This window comes from Pseudoalteromonas phenolica, from assembly GCF_005876835.1.
Lineage (GTDB): Bacteria > Pseudomonadota > Gammaproteobacteria > Enterobacterales > Alteromonadaceae > Pseudoalteromonas > Pseudoalteromonas phenolica_B.
The window spans coordinates 16,845-32,842 of the sequence record NZ_PPSW01000028.1; the positions used below are offsets into that span (position 1 = coordinate 16,845).

At 41.7% G+C, this 15,998-nt stretch carries 17 protein-coding genes; 7 read left to right on the forward strand and 10 right to left on the reverse strand.

What is annotated here, in order from left to right:
* Positions 1 to 56: 56 nt before the first annotated feature.
* Positions 57 to 671: a methylthioribulose 1-phosphate dehydratase gene (locus C1E24_RS16955; protein ID WP_138483512.1), complete on the reverse strand. Its 615-nt coding sequence runs from the start codon at positions 669 to 671 to the stop codon at positions 57 to 59.
* A 51-nt stretch (positions 672 to 722) separates the two neighbouring features.
* Here C1E24_RS16955 and C1E24_RS16960 point away from each other — a divergent pair, with 51 nt between their 5' ends.
* Complete coding sequence (locus C1E24_RS16960; protein WP_138483514.1) at positions 723 to 1,910, forward strand: methionine aminotransferase; 1,188 nt, start codon at positions 723 to 725, stop codon at positions 1,908 to 1,910.
* Positions 1,898 to 2,686, forward strand: a complete 789-nt coding sequence (locus C1E24_RS16965) for an amidohydrolase (protein ID WP_138483516.1) — start codon at positions 1,898 to 1,900, stop codon at positions 2,684 to 2,686. The genes C1E24_RS16960 and C1E24_RS16965 overlap by 13 nt, the downstream gene beginning before the upstream one ends.
* 103 nt (positions 2,687 to 2,789) lie before the next feature.
* Here C1E24_RS16965 and C1E24_RS16970 read toward each other — a convergent pair whose 3' ends face one another.
* On the reverse strand, positions 2,790 to 3,263 hold the full coding sequence (locus tag C1E24_RS16970; RefSeq protein WP_138483518.1) for a peroxiredoxin: 474 nt from the start codon (positions 3,261 to 3,263) through the stop codon (positions 2,790 to 2,792).
* Between the two features lie 190 nt (positions 3,264 to 3,453).
* Between C1E24_RS16970 and C1E24_RS16975 the strand changes: the two genes are divergently transcribed.
* A complete protein-coding gene (locus C1E24_RS16975; protein WP_138483520.1) occupies positions 3,454 to 3,858 on the forward strand; it encodes a hypothetical protein in 405 nt (134 codons plus the stop codon).
* Between the two features lie 56 nt (positions 3,859 to 3,914).
* Here C1E24_RS16975 and C1E24_RS16980 read toward each other — a convergent pair whose 3' ends face one another.
* The 7 genes from C1E24_RS16980 to C1E24_RS17010 form a co-directional block, all read right to left on the reverse strand.
* A complete protein-coding gene (locus C1E24_RS16980; RefSeq protein WP_138483522.1) occupies positions 3,915 to 5,051 on the reverse strand; it encodes a nuclear transport factor 2 family protein in 1,137 nt (378 codons plus the stop codon).
* A gap of 86 nt (positions 5,052 to 5,137) precedes the next feature.
* A complete protein-coding gene (locus C1E24_RS16985) occupies positions 5,138 to 6,166 on the reverse strand; it encodes a helix-turn-helix domain-containing protein (protein ID WP_138483524.1) in 1,029 nt (342 codons plus the stop codon).
* Positions 6,167 to 6,257: 91 nt separating this feature from the next.
* On the reverse strand, positions 6,258 to 6,974 hold the full coding sequence (locus tag C1E24_RS16990) for a helix-turn-helix domain-containing protein (RefSeq protein ID WP_171040920.1): 717 nt from the start codon (positions 6,972 to 6,974) through the stop codon (positions 6,258 to 6,260).
* 112 nt (positions 6,975 to 7,086) lie between these two features.
* Complete coding sequence (locus C1E24_RS16995) at positions 7,087 to 8,184, reverse strand: NAD(P)/FAD-dependent oxidoreductase (protein ID WP_138483528.1); 1,098 nt, start codon at positions 8,182 to 8,184, stop codon at positions 7,087 to 7,089.
* 63 nt (positions 8,185 to 8,247) lie between these two features.
* Positions 8,248 to 8,466: a hypothetical protein gene (locus C1E24_RS17000; protein ID WP_138483529.1), complete on the reverse strand. Its 219-nt coding sequence runs from the start codon at positions 8,464 to 8,466 to the stop codon at positions 8,248 to 8,250.
* Positions 8,467 to 8,639: 173 nt separating this feature from the next.
* Complete coding sequence (locus C1E24_RS17005) at positions 8,640 to 9,095, reverse strand: PaaI family thioesterase (RefSeq protein WP_138483531.1); 456 nt, start codon at positions 9,093 to 9,095, stop codon at positions 8,640 to 8,642.
* 28 nt (positions 9,096 to 9,123) lie between these two features.
* The gene (locus tag C1E24_RS17010) at positions 9,124 to 9,489 is read right to left on the reverse strand and encodes an RNA-binding S4 domain-containing protein (RefSeq protein ID WP_138483533.1); all 366 of its coding nucleotides are present in this window, start codon (positions 9,487 to 9,489) and stop codon (positions 9,124 to 9,126) included.
* A 170-nt stretch (positions 9,490 to 9,659) separates the two neighbouring features.
* On the opposite strand from C1E24_RS17010, the gene C1E24_RS17015 reads away from it, so the two are divergent.
* Together C1E24_RS17015 and C1E24_RS17020 are read left to right on the forward strand one after the other, a co-directional pair.
* Positions 9,660 to 9,935, forward strand: coding sequence for a hypothetical protein (locus tag C1E24_RS17015; protein WP_138483535.1), 276 nt, complete (start codon positions 9,660 to 9,662; stop codon positions 9,933 to 9,935).
* 96 nt (positions 9,936 to 10,031) lie between these two features.
* Entirely contained in the window at positions 10,032 to 10,718 is a 687-nt protein-coding gene (locus C1E24_RS17020) for a hypothetical protein (protein ID WP_138483537.1), read from the forward strand.
* On the opposite strand, the gene C1E24_RS17025 is transcribed toward C1E24_RS17020, so the two are convergent.
* The gene (locus tag C1E24_RS17025; protein ID WP_240722042.1) at positions 10,715 to 11,665 is read right to left on the reverse strand and encodes an extracellular solute-binding protein; all 951 of its coding nucleotides are present in this window, start codon (positions 11,663 to 11,665) and stop codon (positions 10,715 to 10,717) included. The genes C1E24_RS17020 and C1E24_RS17025 overlap by 4 nt on opposite strands.
* An 89-nt stretch (positions 11,666 to 11,754) precedes the next feature.
* Here C1E24_RS17025 and C1E24_RS17030 point away from each other — a divergent pair, with 89 nt between their 5' ends.
* Both C1E24_RS17030 and C1E24_RS17035 read left to right on the forward strand, forming a co-directional pair.
* A complete protein-coding gene (locus tag C1E24_RS17030) occupies positions 11,755 to 14,469 on the forward strand; it encodes a putative bifunctional diguanylate cyclase/phosphodiesterase (protein WP_138483563.1) in 2,715 nt (904 codons plus the stop codon).
* A gap of 84 nt (positions 14,470 to 14,553) precedes the next feature.
* Complete coding sequence (locus C1E24_RS17035) at positions 14,554 to 15,888, forward strand: tetratricopeptide repeat protein (protein ID WP_138483541.1); 1,335 nt, start codon at positions 14,554 to 14,556, stop codon at positions 15,886 to 15,888.
* Positions 15,889 to 15,998: the final 110 nt, after the last annotated feature.

Below are 15,998 nucleotides of genomic sequence, written 5' to 3' on the forward strand. Positions count from 1 at the left end.
AAGCAAATTGGCAAATAAAAGCTTTAGAACAGCTTTAGGTGTTTGCACAAATTTGTTCATAATTTTGCACTTAAACTAATGCGTTCTAATTCACAGGCGAATAAAAACTCTAGCCCTTCAATATGGCGACGGGTTTCTGCCACGCTATTACCTATGGCATATAAGCCATGACCGCGGATCAGCACGCCGTGAACTACAGGCTCAGCTAGATGGCGCTGTGCGACAAGCTCAGCCAGTCTATCGATGTCTTGATCATTGTCGAAAATGGCAATTTTTAATACGTCTTCATGGCTGCGAATACCCTGTAACGATTTTTGCATCTCATAACCTTGTATAGATAAGGCGTCACCTTTAATAAAGCGTGATAACACAGTGGCGGCGATTGAGTGAGTATGCAGTACGCATTCAGTATCAGGCTGAAGTTGATACAGTTTCAAATGCAGGGCTGTTTCAGCTGAGGGTTTACCATGGCCAGCTGTAATGCCGCCTTGTTGATTAAGTTCTAAGAAGTGCTCAGGTGCTAAGTGGCCTTTATCGTAACCACTGGCAGTCACAACAAAGCCTGTTTCTGTTTTAATTGAGAAGTTTCCACCTGTCGCGGGTACCCAGCCTTTTTGGCTTACCCAACGACCGGCTTCTATCAGTGCGCTTTTTGCGGCATTATTCTGCATAATAAAGAATCTTAAAAATAATTTTAGACGGCTATACATCTATTTTTGGCAATGATAGCATCGCTCGTGCGAAAGCACCATCAACAAAAAGGGGCCCTTGTGCAAAGTAAATTACCTAATTTAGGCGTGAGTATATTCTCGCAAATGACTGGTTTGGCTAATCAGTATCAAGCACTTAATTTATCTCAGGGTTTTCCTGAATTTGACGCACCAACGCTGTTAAAAGAGCGACTGGCACATTACAGTCAAAGTGGTTTTAACCAATACGCGCCATCGAGTGGTGTACCTGCTTTGCAACAGCAAATTGCGCAGTTGGTTGAGCGCAAGTATGGCCTGGCGGTGAATGCAGAGCACTCTGTTACGGTGACATCGGGTGCAACTGAAGCCTTATATGTGGCCATTCAGGCATTAGTCAGCCCTGAAGATGAGGTGATTGTATTTGACCCCGCTTACGACTCTTATAAGCCAGCGATTGAGTTAGCAGGCGGTAAAACCGTGCATATCGCGCTAACCGCACCAGATTATAAAGTTGATTGGCAGCAAGTGGCTGGGGCAATTACAGATAAAACCAAAGCCATTATTATCAACACCCCACATAACCCAAGCACTAAGACGTTAAAGCAAGCAGACATCGAGGCGTTAAAACATTTACTCGAGCAGCACGATTTATATTTGATCAGCGATGAAGTGTACGAACATATTTGCTTTGATGGACAAGCACATCTAAGTGCATTACGTGATGAAAGCTTATTTGCCCGCAGTTTTGTGGTGTCGAGTTTTGGTAAAACATTCCACTGTACTGGTTGGAAAATGGGGTACTGTGTTGCGCCTGCGGCATTGATGACGGAATTTCGTAAAATCCACCAGTATGTAAACTTCTCGAGTTTCACGCCAGCCCAGTTGGCTATCGCCGATGCGATGGGCGAGCAGCCTGAGCATATTGACGAGTTAAGCACGTTTTATCAGCAAAAGCGCGACTTGTTAATCGAAGCGCTCGCACCGAGTAGTTTTAAAATTTTGCCAAGCGAAGGCACTTATTTCTTATTACTCGATTATAGCGATATTTCAGAATTAGACGATGTGGCGTTTTGCGAATACCTTGTCAAAGAAGTGGGCGTTGCTGCGATCCCATTAAGTGTATTTTATAACCAAGCACCAAATGACAAAGTGATCCGCTTGTGTTTTGCTAAAGAAGACTCAACCCTTGTGACTGCTGCGGAGAAATTATGTCAGCTATAAACTCTGAAAGTTTAAAAGTTGCTTTAGTGCAAAGTGATATTGTCTGGTTACAGCCGCAGCAAAATCTAGACATTCTAACAGCGCAATTGCAGCACATAGAGTCGGTTGATTTAATTCTCTTACCTGAAACTTTTGCGACGGGTTTTGCGATTAATTTAGATGTTGCAGAAGCCGAACAGGGGCCTGTTTTTAACTGGATGCAAACTCAAGCTAAAGAGCATAATACGGTGATTGCGGGCTCTGTGCTGGTTGAGCAACAAGGCAAGAAAGCCAATCGCTTTTATTGGTGCTGGCCTGATGGCAGCTTTGAACTTTATGATAAGCGCCATTTATTTTGCCTAGGCAAAGAAGGTGACTATGTGCGTGCAGGCGATAGCCGTAAAGTCTTCACAATTAAAGGTTTTAGATTTTTGCCGCAAATTTGTTATGACCTGCGCTTCCCGGTGTTTCAGCGTAACCGTAACGACTATGATGTGATGGTTAATGTGGCAAACTGGCCTGCGGCGCGCCGCCGTATCTGGGATACCTTGTTACAAGCCCGCGCCATTGAAAATCAATGTTATGTGTTAGCCAGTAACCGTGTAGGTGATGATGGTAATGGCGTTGCGCATAATGGTGGAACGGCAGCCTATGACTTTGTTGGTGAAGCTTTGGCTCAAGGTGAAGATAATAAGCCTGGAATTGTGATTTCTGAGCTTAGCAAAGAGAAACTTGAGCAATTTAGAAAAAGCTTTCCTGCTCATTTAGATGCGGATGATTTCTCTATTAATTTTTAGATATTAATCAAATAATTAACCAAAGCTCTGGTTAATCAAATAAAAATGGGCGCGTGAATACGTGCCCATTTTTGCTGCTCAGCTTTTCAGTTTCTAAAGCAAATTACAGCTTTTCTAAAATAGCTTCCGCTTTTGATACTTCAAATTCACCAGCCGCTTCTACTGCAAGCTCAGTAACCACACCATTTTCAATGATCATGGCATAACGCTGTGAGCGCACACCGCCAAAACTGCCTGTTTCTTTATCTAGACCGATGGCTTTAGTGAATGCCGCATCGCCATCACCTAGCATCATTAATTCGCTGGTATTATGTGCTTCGCCCCAAGCTTTCATTACAAATGCATCGTTTACAGAGACACAAGCAATAATATCAACGCCTTTTGCTTTGATTTGATCAGCAAGTACCACATAGCCTGGTAGGTGAGCTGCTGAACACGTTGGTGTGAAAGCGCCAGGTACAGCAAATAACACAACTTTTTTATCTGCAAACAATTCAGTCACTTGGTGATTTTTCATGCCATCAGCAGTCAGTTCGGTTAGCACAACATTAGGTAGAGCTTGGCCTTGTTCGATCATGATATCTTCTCTCAATGTAATTAATTTTAAAGAGTGTAGCTTTAAAATTGATAGATAAACACCGAGAAAGAGTAAGGTTTATTTGGTGTTTAATTAATGTAAATAAAGTGTTTATTTTTGTTTTTCTTGATGGTAGGTTATTCCCTGCTCATTATTGAGCGAAATTAAAATATTAATAAGGACAATTAAAATGAAAAAACTAATCGCTTTGATGGCGCTTGTTGCAGGCCTATTCTCAGTTAACTCTTACGCTAACTCTGTATCATGCTATGTAGATACAATGAAGTACGATAACTATACGCAAAACCGTTGTTGGGGGGCTGAGTCAAACCCACAATTCTCACCTAAAGTTGCGTTTAAGGTGAATACTTCAAAAGAAGTTGCACGTGTTGAATGGACGTTCAGTGGTATTTATGATCGTTCAAGTGCAAGTAAGTGTACAGGTACGACATGTGTTGTTGATGTATACAAAATCGAAGAAGGTTACATGAAGGCATGTGTAGATAAGATCTATTATAAAGATTACACATGGGCTGATGTAAACTGGTGTGCTGATGCTGAATACATGTATTCACGTTCAGGTATGTGGAACTAATACGTTGCTCAGATGATGTAAAATCAAGTGCCATAGTTATGGCACTTGTATTAGGTCTACAACTTATTTAATGCATTCACCATTGCTTCTGCGACAGCCTTAGATGACTGAAAGTTAGTACCAGTTATTATTCTTCCATCAACTTCAACATAAGACTGATTGGGTTCACCATACTTAAATGCGCCACCTCTTTGCTTTATGAGCGTTTCGATTTCAAATGGAAACTCTTGATAATAAGCGGCATCGTTTTTTTCAAAAGCAATAGGGTAACCACTGATGGTTTTACCAGACACTAAATACTCACCGTTACTCAGTTTTAAATTCACAATGCCTGCAGTGCCATGACACACCGATGAGACTATGCCTTGGTTTTGTTCGTATACCTGCATTGAAATTTCTTGAAGTGTTTTATTTTCAGCAACTTGATACATGGCATTTCCACCACCAACATAGTGCACGGCTAAATACTGGCTGGCATCGATTTGCTCTGGCTTTGCCGTGTTAGCAAGCGCATACATAAAGTCTCGGTCGTAGATATGTTTGCGATGCATAGGGTCTGAAGTATTGATGTACGCAAGTGGTAATTGACCACCTTTCGGGGTTACGAAGTCTACTTGATAACCAGCCTTGATAAACACATCGTAGGCATGAACTAGCTCTGAAAAGCTGGTGCCAGTTGCCAGCTTTGAATTACCATGAAAATCGGCACTTGAGGCAATAAACAGAACGCGCTTGCCAGCAGCAAGTTTTAGCTGCTTTTTGTTTTCCTCAGTTTCAATTTGGGTGGCCGTTTTACTGACGATTAGCCATTTGTCATCAAACCGTTTTAATAAGAACTGATCAATATACTGTTTTACTGGCTTGTCAGTGGTGATTTTGGCTCTAGCGACCGCTGTATCACCGTCTACTTTTAGCGATAATAAATGACCAGTTCTAGACTTTGATTTTTCACTAAACCAACTCGCGTATTCAGACGCTGATACTTGCCAAAAAGGTTTTTTACTGTGGTTAAGTAATAGCTGTGCCTGCGGGTGAAAAGCCGACTTTATAAATGTTGGATCCGCGTTACTTGTACCGTCAAGATAGTTTTGAATAACCTGTTTTACCGCTGAGTTGTCTGCTAGGCGATTATTAGCCCAACCAATAGTTGGGCTTAAAAAGGTGGTGATTAAAATAAGATATAGCCATTTCATTTTTGTGCTCCATAAATAATGTCTGCACAAAGTTAAATTATATTTATATATAACAATAAGCTAGGTTATATTCTAAGAGTCCAGCCTTATATTTCAGTAGTTCGATATTGGTTTGGGGTCATACCTGTTTGTTGCTTGAAGGTACTATAAAACGTAGATGACGCGCTGAACCCACATCGCTCTGCCACTTCTTCTACAGGCATATCAGGATAGGCTTTCAAGCTTTCTTTTGCTTTGGTTATGCGTTGTGTATTAATGAACTGCTTAAAGTTCATTTGGTAGTGATCGTTGAGTAATTGAGAGAGCTGTGTGTGAGTTACGCCCATGCGCTTCGCAAGTCGCGGTAGAGTAAGTTGCGGGTCTAAATAAACCTGCTCAGTCTCAATTAAATTATTCAGCAAGCTTGAGTAGCGGGCAGTTTGTTCAGTGTTGAGCTTATTATTTTGATACTTGCTTTGCGTCGTCGAGGCTTTCTCTTGCCATTTAGATTTAAGTGCCAATAGTAGGGTAAGATATAACACCAGTGAAAAGCTTAATGCCCCCATAATATAAGAAGTATAAGAGGCGGTGAAATAGGCCGTCCAAATTAGCCAACTACCCGCTAATACGACAACAGGCTGTTGTGTTAATAAGTGCCTTGATAACGCTAATTTGTGGGTATTGTTTCGAGCGTACATGACAGACGCTACGACTAAACTAATCAGCCATAAATAACTCGAACCGCGGTAGATCCAATATTGCCATAGCTCTAGATAATCTTGATAAGGGAAGAGTATGCCAATGATCACTGTTGCAACAGTAAAGCAACTCAATGTGATTGTGAGCCGCTTCATTGATAAGTTTTTTAAGGTCGATTGTGCAACATAAGCAAGGATACAAGGGCCAATTAGCAGGCAAGCAGTCAACCCAAGCTGTAAAATGCTCTTATCTAACGTAGGCGTGAAATAAAACGCCACCGACTTACCAATTCTGACACTCAACAAAATCAGCAATATAGCTAACCAATTATCGGTGTCTTGCTTATCTTTCTTTAATAGTAGAAACAGCGCTAACAGCAGGCCATTAAATGCGCCCAGTGATGAGAAGAAAAATAACAGGTGTGAAGAAACGCTCATACTATATGGTTGTGTTTTTCTTTACTATCCCAAATCGTTCTAGTAAGTGCAATTTAAAGTATGTAAGCGTTTCTTTAGATCAACATAAAAACTACCGGTTTTGACGCGACAGTCTAGGTTCAATGATAAGTAGCACCAAGCCAGCAATAGTGCTCAGTAAGCCGAAGAATTGCATCAGTACATTGCCTAGGCGGGTTTGCTCTCTCTCTGATGTAACAACCTGCCTATACAATCTTTTGTTATCTCCAGCTGAAGTTGTAAATTGTCTCCCTTGATAGGTATAGGTGAGTATTATCTCAATAGACTCTCTTTGATGCATTTCTCGTTTTTTAATTTCTCTTTGCTCATGAGAGTCGGTAAATTGATGCCAGACAGAGAAAATATCTTCAGGCTCGCCTGCTAGTACAACGCCTTCAGAGCGATATTCATATAAACGTTCAGGTAAGAGTATTGTCTGAAAACCGACATAAAAGACTGCAGAACCTAGGGCAATTAAAAGCATGGCGCTATAAAGTAATTTACGCTGCTTATGCTCAGAGGTAACTTGTTGTGAGGCGTACCAGCCATCTAGGTCGGGGATCTGTCTTAGCGATGCCATATTGCCTTTGTCTTTTAGACCCGACATAAATGCATCGACATCCATTGATAGCGCACTGAGCAGTTGCCTAAAAACCTCATTAGAGGGAGTAGATTTATCATTCTCAAGTTTTGATAAATAACTTTGCTCTACCTGCATACGTTCAGCAAACTGCGGTTGGCTTAATTCCATATCTGTGCGCAGCTGTTTGATATATTGTCCGAGTGTCATAACCGATTCCTGTTGTTGTGGTAATTGACGCCTTATTCTTGGTAATTCACCCATAAATACCAACATGAATATTTAGGAATGTTTATGAATATTAAGCTTTTTTATTTCAATTCTATGCTTGCAGCGCGTTTTTGACATGTTTTGCAATGGCCATGCTGGCTGTGAGTCCGGGGGACTCAATACCAAATAAATTCACTAGACCCGCTATACCATGTTGCAGCTCAGTTTGAATGACGAAATCTTGCTGGCCGCTTAAATTGAGCTTAGGGCGAATGCCTGCATAGTCACAATGTAGCTTGGTTTCATCTAAGTTGGGCCAGTAACGTTTTATTGCTGACACAAATTTGGCTTTTTGTGTTGCGTCAGTTTGGTAATTCAGGTTATTGATAAACTCGGTATCAGGACCAAACTTGAGCTGATTAGCCATATCTAGGGTCGCGTGGATCCCAAGGCCATGCTTTTCAGGTATGGGATAAATAAGATGCTTAAATGGGTGTTTACCCTGATAGGTAAAGTATTGGCCTCGGCAGTAATGCAGCTCAGGAATTAAAGCGTGGTCTATTCCTGCAATGTGGCGTGCAACATCTTGTGCAAATAGCCCCGCAGTATTGATTAGGTTTTTACAATGCAATTGCATTTCTTCGCCACCACAGTGTAAATAGACCACAAACCCATTTTCATCCGGTATGGCTTTCACAAAGCGTGTGTTTGCAACATACAAACTCTGATTTTGTTCAATCTGTGTAATAAAAGAGTACATCAGCTGGTGGCTATCAATGATACCAGTAGAAGGAGAGTAGAGTGCCTCACATAGGTTAAGGCCTGGCGCATAGTTTGATAGTGCTTGCTTTGAAAGCCAGATTAAATCGTTAACGCCGTTGTTAAATGCTTGTAGGCGTATGGCTTCGAGCTTTTCTGCTTCATCATGGTTTTGTGCAATTAATACTTTCCCTATAGGTTTGACGGGCACACGAAATGCTTGGCAGTGTTTGTAAAGGTGTGCTTTACCTTGCACGCAGAGCGACGCTTTTAAACTATTTTCTGGATAATAGATACCAGCATGAATGACTTCGCTATTACGGCTTGATGTATGCTCACCAAAATGGGTGTTTTGTTCTATCACCAACACATTTTGCGACTTGCTTAGTTCTGCACCGATTGCTAACCCAACGACGCCAGCGCCAATTACTAAGGTTTCTATTTTATCCAAAACATCATGCTCTTAACTTAATGTGCTATGAGTTTAACAAGCAGTTAGGCATGATGTCAGCGCTTAGTGCTCTTCATTTCTCATTAGCAATATCGTCAGATAAATCTTTGTCGGTAATGAGCAAATTAAGCCAATCGCAATGCAAGACGCGCCTATGATAAAGCCAAGTGGCCCTAAATGGGTTAACCATTCTTTGCTGATGATAAAGTGGCCTGTCACGATGAGGATTAAACCAATGACGATGAAGACTTTTAGCAGTTTTATTTGTTCTTTAGCGGTCATAAATAGGCTCCAAATACATATTCCACTAAGGAGATAATTAGAGCCTAACTTGTAAAAACGTAGTGCGCGATAAACTACTCTGTCTATTATTGTGCTAAATCAAATAAAGCATATTAAACAGGTCATGTGTCGCTGAAATGGCTAAATGACGCTTTAAATAACCTGAGCTTTGGTTAAATAGGTAGTTTGTTTGCTCGCTCAATAACTGCCGCTGTCATACGCGAAATACAGCACAATTCGCCTTTTGCATTGGTGATTTTAACTTCCCATACTGAGGTACGTTTACCCAAATGCAGGGGTTTCGCTATAGCCGTTAAGGTACCGTTACGCGACGCCTTGAGGTGATTGGCGTTGATCTCTTGGCCGACACAATAAAATTGTTCAAAATCGACGGCAAAATTGGCGGCGTAACTGGCTACCGTTTCTGCAAGGGCGACATTTGCACCGCCATGCACCATACCGATTGGGTTATGATGACCGGCTGTTGCAGGCATGGTGGCAACTAGGTAGTCATCACCAATTTCAGAAATTTCGATCCCTAAGGTTTTCATAAGCGAGCCTTTGCCATGTAAACCCGCATCCAGTTTTTGGCATAGCTCAAGTGTGATCGGGTGGTACCAAATGGTCATCTTAACTTACCTGCTTATTGAGAGTTGGTTAACCAAAAGAGATAGGACGACGACCGGTATCGCTGTCTTTTTTGTTTTTACGGCTACGACTACGTTTGCGTTTAGTGGGGGCTTCTTCTGTTGGCAGCGTAGGCTCTGTCTTTACTGCAGGAGTAACACCCTCAGCCAAGGTCAGTAAAAAATCTTCACCATTAAAGTGTAGGCTGTCACCTGAGTACATTTTTTTTCGTTTAACTGTGCATAGCTCCATGTTAACGCCTACGTAGCCATCGGCGATCAACTGTTTTGCTTGCCCGCCTGTTTCGGCTAAATCTAGTACTTTGAGTAGGTTACATAGTTCTATAGGTTCTTCTTCTAGTTCAATTTCAATGTATTCAGGTTCGTATTCAGACATATTGCTAACCTTAAAAGTCGTCTTTGCGACAGTATAACGCTTAGCTGGGGTGAATGACGAAACTTTTTCGCGAGCCATTCGGTCTTAAGTTTTATTGCGCTTGTCATTTTTCTGCAGCAAATAACAGGTAACTTGCGCATCGCTTTTAAACAGTTAGGAGTAGGGTGAGCATGGGTGTAAGAAGTCAGCTAAGACGTGAGTTAATGAACCTAGATGCTAATGGGCTAATGACCGCAGAGGATGTAAGGGTGCATTTGATGAAGTCTAAAGCGCTCGTGCGTCAAACCGGCCTAAGTTTGGTGGCACGATTTAATGCCCATCACAATAAAGTGTTGGCAGGGTTACCGAGTCATGAAAAGGGTCTGGAGCATCAACAGCATAAATTGTTTAAAGAAGTCTTATATCCGCGCAACTCAGTTCAGACTTGGCTCTCAAAGGTATATTAAGTAACAGTAATTCTTAGGGCGGTTAAGTCGCAGCAATTGACATTTAAGAGACATATTATGTAGGCTGGCCTAAAAAATAGGCATGGAGCCAGTCCATTGAATTTTAAACACCTTTCTACCTCGGTTATTGGTTTGTTAGTGCTTTCAGCTTGCCAACAGCCCGTTGTACATATCTATCATGAAGGTTTATCTGATACACAGCGCTTTCAATTAAAGCAACAGTTAGAGCAGCAGCAAATTAACTATGAATTTACTGAGTTAGCTACACCTGATAAATACAACACGCCACACTTACTGTATTTTCCGGGCGATGTAACAGAAGCTTATATTCAGAATGTTGAACGTATAGTCAAAGGTCTGGGCTTCGATAGGTTTGATAGTCAGGTATTTAGTCATACTGGTCACTATTACACAAAAGGTAATCTAGGCCTCTATTTTCCGAGTGCTTACTCGGAGCGGGTATTGCCTGAATTATTGTTTGCCCATAACTGTGGTGATCAAGACTTTCAAATACATATCAAAACTAACGGGCAATGGACAGCGATGAATAGCCCGATTGATTTAAAAGGTTTGGATCTTAAGTGGGAGTTTTACGAGACTTTTTTCAAGCTCAGGCGTTACTTCGACGATGGTACATTTCAACAACAAGTCTATCAGATAAAGCAACATCAAGTGAGAACATTGCAGGGCTACAAACCTGCGGTGACCTATGAAGTGCTAGGACACCGAGATTATTCATTTAGCTTATTCAATTGTGACCTGCAGGCGATATTTGCTGACTAATGTTTTGCCAATAATTTATTGGCATCAGCTAAGCGCAGCAGGCCTTGTTTTATGGCCGGTAGATTGGGCCTAAAAGGCACATGACTGGCCATCATGTCATTCAATACCGGGAATTCGTGTAAGCTTTGCGCATAAATTTCTTGGGCCTTTTGCGTTAATAAGAAAGCGATAAATAGCTCTGCGTTTTGTTTATTCGGGGCGTGTTTAGCAATGGCGGCCGAAGTGGTAGAAACTGGCGTGAGGCCGTCTTCAGTTTGTAAAAAGTGAATGCTGAGCTTTTTCGCCAGCATTTGGTCGCGCTTGTTATCGGCGCGCTTCATCATGTGCCAATAATAGTGGTTGGCGAAGGCAAGTTTGCAATGTCCTTGGGCTAGGGCGCGTAATTGGTCGCGATCTCCACCACTTGGTCGTTTGGCTAACAGTTTATTACCGAGCTTTAACCAATCACTGTCTTTTTTATTGTCGGTTGTCAGCAATGCAGCGGCTAAGGTTGCATTGTAGTTATGTTGCCAATCACGAATACACAAGGCGCTTTGATAATCTGCTTGTTTTAACTGTGCAAATGAATTTGGGATCGGTTGCGATGTTTGTTCTGACAGGCTGAATAATGCACGGGTACGCATTGAGATGCTGATCCAGTAACCGTTTTCATCATATAGTGCACTGGAAACATTTTGCCATGTTTGTCTGCTTTCTATGGGTTGTAATAAATCCTTATGATTGTGAAGTTGTGCTAGATCTGAGCTCAAAATCACATCGGCTTGAGACGCTTCACCATCCTGTTTTAAACGAGCAAGCAATCGCTTTGATTTACCATTAACTAGGTTCACCTTGATGCCGGACTCGGCTTCAAATTGGGCTAATACAGGTTTGATCAATTCATACTTTCTAAATGAATAAATATTAATTTGCGGTGATTGAGCGTATACAGCGGTTGTTTGTCCCATAAAAAGGGATAAAATTAAAAGAAAGCTTTTATTCATTGCAAATAAGAATTATTATCGGTTCTATATAGGATACAGTGCTTTTTTATACGATGTCTATAGCGACCCGATTTATTTCTTTTCTCCGTTCACCGCTTCAGTCCGGGACAATTTATTGTGGACTCTTTATCTCTTTAATGGCCTATGTTGGTGCTGTCGTAAATGAGTATTACCATAGACAAGAAGCGCAAAGTGCTGATTTACAGCTCATTCAATACGAGTATCAACTTAACTCTAAGCTGGATCAATTAGGTCACCTTATTTATGCCATAGATGCGTTTTTACCAGCGACATCGACGCAATCTCTGTTTCACCAAGTTGCTCACTCGCAGTTATCTAATAGCGAACTGCCGATCAGCTTAGAGGTGTATCACGCTATTACAGCATCAGATGTAGAAGGGCTTGAAAAGTTATATCAAGAAAATGGTTCTTTTGATTTTAGAGTGCAAGTACCAGATTTAGCCTCACCGGAAGATAGTTTCTTCACTATAGTAAATGCTGCCCCTTTAGCTGACTATGGACACACACTTGGTGAAAGCTGTGCGATGAAAGAAGCCTTTAATCATATGCTGTTTGATACGCAAACCTTGCAAACACTCAGTTGGCAAGACGACAATAAGTGGAGTTTGATCTTACCTCGTCCTCAAGAATTTGGGTTGCAAACAGCCATTGGTTTGAGTTTTGAGTTATCGCTATTGCTTGAGGGTTTGTTTAGCCAAGTGTATCAAAATACTCAGCAGCACTTGAGAGTATTAGCTGATGAGCGTGTGGTGTTTAACAGTGATTGGCAAGATACTTATCAACTCGCTGATTTAGTACCGAAAGTGTCTAGAGATATTGATTTTAATGGTCGAACTTTAACGTTACAGCTTTATACAAAGAAGCAGCTGAATCCCAATTTCTTAACGAGTAGGCAGCTCATTATTATTGGTTTTGTTTTTGTTGCCAGTATTTGCGGGATCTTAGTATGGCTGCAACTTAGAGCGCTCGCTAACCGAAATCAAACCATCAATAACCTAGTCATAGAGCGCACCGCTAGTTTAGATCAAGCGAACCAAAAGGTATTGCGAGAATCAGACAAGCGCTTACAAGCACTACAGCAGCAAGTTGTGGCAGAGCGGAAATATAAAAGTTTGTTCGTGAATAGTCGAGAAGGGTTATTTGTACTCAATCATCGAGGTCAGATAATCGAGGCCAATCCTGCCTTTAAGCAGCTGCTTGTGGGTGAGTCGGCATCGTTAGAGGGAGTCGCGCTGGAAGACTTTATACTTGATGAAGAAGTTAAAGCTTTATGGCAGCAAGTGGTTGTAGATAAACAACAGCATAAAGAGTTAGATTGGTTAGCACGTAGTGAGCAGCATGGTACGATTTGGCTAAGACAGAGTGGACATTGGTTACATCACCCTGATGCCGTATTGTACGAAGGCAGGATCACCGATATCACTCAAGATAAGCTATTTAATGAGCAGCTTAAGTATAAAGCGCGTCATGACAGTTTGACCGATCTGCTAAATCGTTTGGCTTTTCTGAAGTTGGTCGATGAAGCCAGAGAAAGTAGAGGAAAGACATTCATCTTACTCTATATCGACTTAGATAGGTTCAAACTCATAAACGATACCTTAGGGCATTTAGCGGGTGATAAATTGCTGGTGGAGTTTGCAGGACGTATGCAGCTATTGCTCGGTAGTTTTGCAGATATTGCTCGTCTTGGTGGTGATGAGTTTGCAGTGTTATTTGATTTAGAAAACTTAGAAAGACCACTCGAAGGCATACTTGAAGATATGTTGTCAGAGATCCGTAAGCCATTTACTTATAAACAGCATACACATAGCGTAAGCGGCAGTATCGGTGTGCGCACATTCACAACGCCTTGCACTAATGTTAAAGCTGAAAAATTGCTTCATGATGCCGATATTGCGATGTATGAGGCGAAGAAACGTGGCAAAAATGCGTTTCATATCTACACCCGAGATATTGCATGCCAGGCTGCGCGCAAAATTGAGATAGAGCGCGCACTTCAAGATATCAATTTAGATCAAGAGTTGTCTTTAAACTTCCAGCCAATCTATTGCCAAAGAGGCAAAATATTAAAAGGCTTTGAAGCTTTACTAAGGTGGCAAAGTCCTAACTTGGGCTTTGTGAGTCCAGCAGAGTTCATTCCAATTGCAGAAGAGTGCGCCAAGATCACTATGTTAGGTCAATGGGTGTTTGCAAAAGCCATGGCGTTTATGAAGCAACATAGTGGCAGCAATATTTTTATGAGTGTGAATGTTTCGCCGTTACAATTACAGAGCCCGCAATTTATGGCTTGGTTGACCCAGCAATTCACTCACTCAGCCTTGCAGCCTGAGCAGTTTAAAATTGAACTAACTGAGTCTGCGATGATGGCAACCGAAGATAATCTGGTTGAGCCGCTCGAAGTACTGCATGAGCAAGGGTTTGGTATTTATATAGATGATTTTGGTACGGGTTACTCAAGCTTAGCGCGCTTAAATCATTTACCCGTTGACGGTCTTAAGATAGATAGGGCGTTTATAGAAGGAATAGAAAGTGGCGAAAAACCAAGACAATTAATTGAAGCCATTTGTGCTATCGCCAAAAGCTTTAATTTGGTTGTGACTGCAGAAGGCATTGAACAATCTGAGCAACTAGATGTATTGGTGAAATTACACTGTCAACAAACTCAGGGATACTATATGAGTCGCCCATTGAATATAGATGATGCCAGTTCATTGTGCGCTCAGCAAAGGTTAGCCATAGTCAGTTAAACTGGGCATTCAATTTAGGCTGATATATATTGCTGTGCAGAGTACATTTTTGGCGATGAGTTTGGCTAGAGTAAAGGGAAGAGAATGAAAATATCACAGATATCTATCGGGCTGTTGGCAGCGCTGATGCTCTCGGCCTGCACCAGCTTGGTTGAGAAAGGTGACAAGCTGTATGGCAAAGGCATGTACCAACAAGCAGCAGAATTCTACGAAAAAGCGCTTTTAGAGGACCCTGAAGACGTAGAGGCAAAACAGCGGCTTGCTGAAACGCGAAGTAAAATCATCGACCGAGGTTTGATTGAAGTGCGTATGCTGCGCTTGGGAGCGAATTATAGGGGTGCTGCCAGTAAACTGGAGTCATTATTGGCTAGTCAAAACCAATGGCATGTTGAGACTATGGGCGCTCAGGCAGCAACACAGCGTGAAGAAGTGAAAGCCGTAGAAGGGTGGCTAAAAACCGAAGCCAAGCAACTTGCGGGTTTATCGCAACCAGATCCATTTAAGTGGTTTGAGCATGAGTATCGCAATTTAATTGCCAATGCACAGCTTGCAGGTGAACTGCAGCAGTACAGAGACACGTTAGATAAAGCCGGTAAGCAACAGTGCTTAACTCTGGCAGAGCAAGTACAAGGTCAACGCTTTTATTTACATGAGTTGACGCAGCGATACTGTGCTCTTTGGCAACAGCCTGTGAGCTTAACATTAGATAAATCTGATAAATCACGTTTTACTGGTTTGAAAGTGAGTAAGCGTGAACGTTTTAAAACATCCAATGCTCAGGCCCATCGCTATGCGCTGCGTAATACGCAAGTAGAGCTTGAGCAAGCTTTTCAGTCGAGCCCTTGGTTTAGTCACACAGGCTCTGCCGCTTTATCTCTCACCTTGGAGGGCAAAGCACAATACCGCAAACAAACGTCTTACCGACAGATTGAAAAGCGATATGTAGTAACTGAACTAAAGCCTGATCCAAAAGATGCAAATAACAAGCTGGCGACAGATGTCGAAAAGGCATTTGCTTATCAGTTAAAAGAGCATCAAGAAACCTATTCAGTGAATGTAAGCTATTCAGGTAACTTACTGGGATTGCGTTTATCGAATAGTGAATCAGGCTCTTACGATAATCTCACCCGTAGTCATAATATTGAGTTTGCAGAAGCTGATGTCACTCCGCTCAGTGCTGACTATCTAAATCAAATACAAAAGTTTGAGCAGCATTTAACGCAATTAAGTGCTGACTTTAGTGGTGACCTAAATAAGCTTTGGCAGCAAAGGTATTGCTCTATGGTTAATCAGTCATTTGTCGCCGAGCAAGCATTACGCTGTGCCCAGATTGAACCAGATAATGACTTTGTAAACCGTTGGGTTCAGCAAACATTTGGGGTGGACTACAAAGCAATGCAGGTGCTGTACGGGATTTAATACCAAAGCCGCTCTCAGAAATAAAAAAGCGAAGCCTTACTCAAAAGTGCTTCGCTTTTTTATTTAGTTTGTGCAAGTTACTTGAACAAACTAATCGGGCGAGTAACTCG

Bases quoted from the DNA above. Each gene is read 5' to 3' on its own strand.
- C1E24_RS16955 (WP_138483512.1), bottom strand. From the start codon at position 671: ATGCAGAATAATGCCGCAAAAAGCGCACTGATAGAAGCCGGTCGTTGG.
- C1E24_RS16960 (WP_138483514.1), top strand. From the start codon at position 723: ATGATAGCATCGCTCGTGCGAAAGCACCATCAACAAAAAGGGGCCCTT.
- C1E24_RS16965 (WP_138483516.1), top strand. From the start codon at position 1,898: ATGTCAGCTATAAACTCTGAAAGTTTAAAAGTTGCTTTAGTGCAAAGT.
- C1E24_RS16970 (WP_138483518.1), bottom strand. From the start codon at position 3,263: ATGATCGAACAAGGCCAAGCTCTACCTAATGTTGTGCTAACCGAACTG.
- C1E24_RS16975 (WP_138483520.1), top strand. From the start codon at position 3,454: ATGAAAAAACTAATCGCTTTGATGGCGCTTGTTGCAGGCCTATTCTCA.
- C1E24_RS16980 (WP_138483522.1), bottom strand. From the start codon at position 5,051: ATGAAATGGCTATATCTTATTTTAATCACCACCTTTTTAAGCCCAACT.
- C1E24_RS16985 (WP_138483524.1), bottom strand. From the start codon at position 6,166: ATGAGCGTTTCTTCACACCTGTTATTTTTCTTCTCATCACTGGGCGCA.
- C1E24_RS16990 (WP_171040920.1), bottom strand. From the start codon at position 6,974: ATGACACTCGGACAATATATCAAACAGCTGCGCACAGATATGGAATTA.
- C1E24_RS17000 (WP_138483529.1), bottom strand. From the start codon at position 8,466: ATGACCGCTAAAGAACAAATAAAACTGCTAAAAGTCTTCATCGTCATT.
- C1E24_RS17005 (WP_138483531.1), bottom strand. From the start codon at position 9,095: ATGACCATTTGGTACCACCCGATCACACTTGAGCTATGCCAAAAACTG.
- C1E24_RS17010 (WP_138483533.1), bottom strand. From the start codon at position 9,489: ATGTCTGAATACGAACCTGAATACATTGAAATTGAACTAGAAGAAGAA.
- C1E24_RS17015 (WP_138483535.1), top strand. From the start codon at position 9,660: ATGGGTGTAAGAAGTCAGCTAAGACGTGAGTTAATGAACCTAGATGCT.
- C1E24_RS17025 (WP_240722042.1), bottom strand. From the start codon at position 11,665: ATGGGACAAACAACCGCTGTATACGCTCAATCACCGCAAATTAATATT.
- C1E24_RS17030 (WP_138483563.1), top strand. From the start codon at position 11,755: ATGTCTATAGCGACCCGATTTATTTCTTTTCTCCGTTCACCGCTTCAG.
- C1E24_RS17035 (WP_138483541.1), top strand. From the start codon at position 14,554: ATGAAAATATCACAGATATCTATCGGGCTGTTGGCAGCGCTGATGCTC.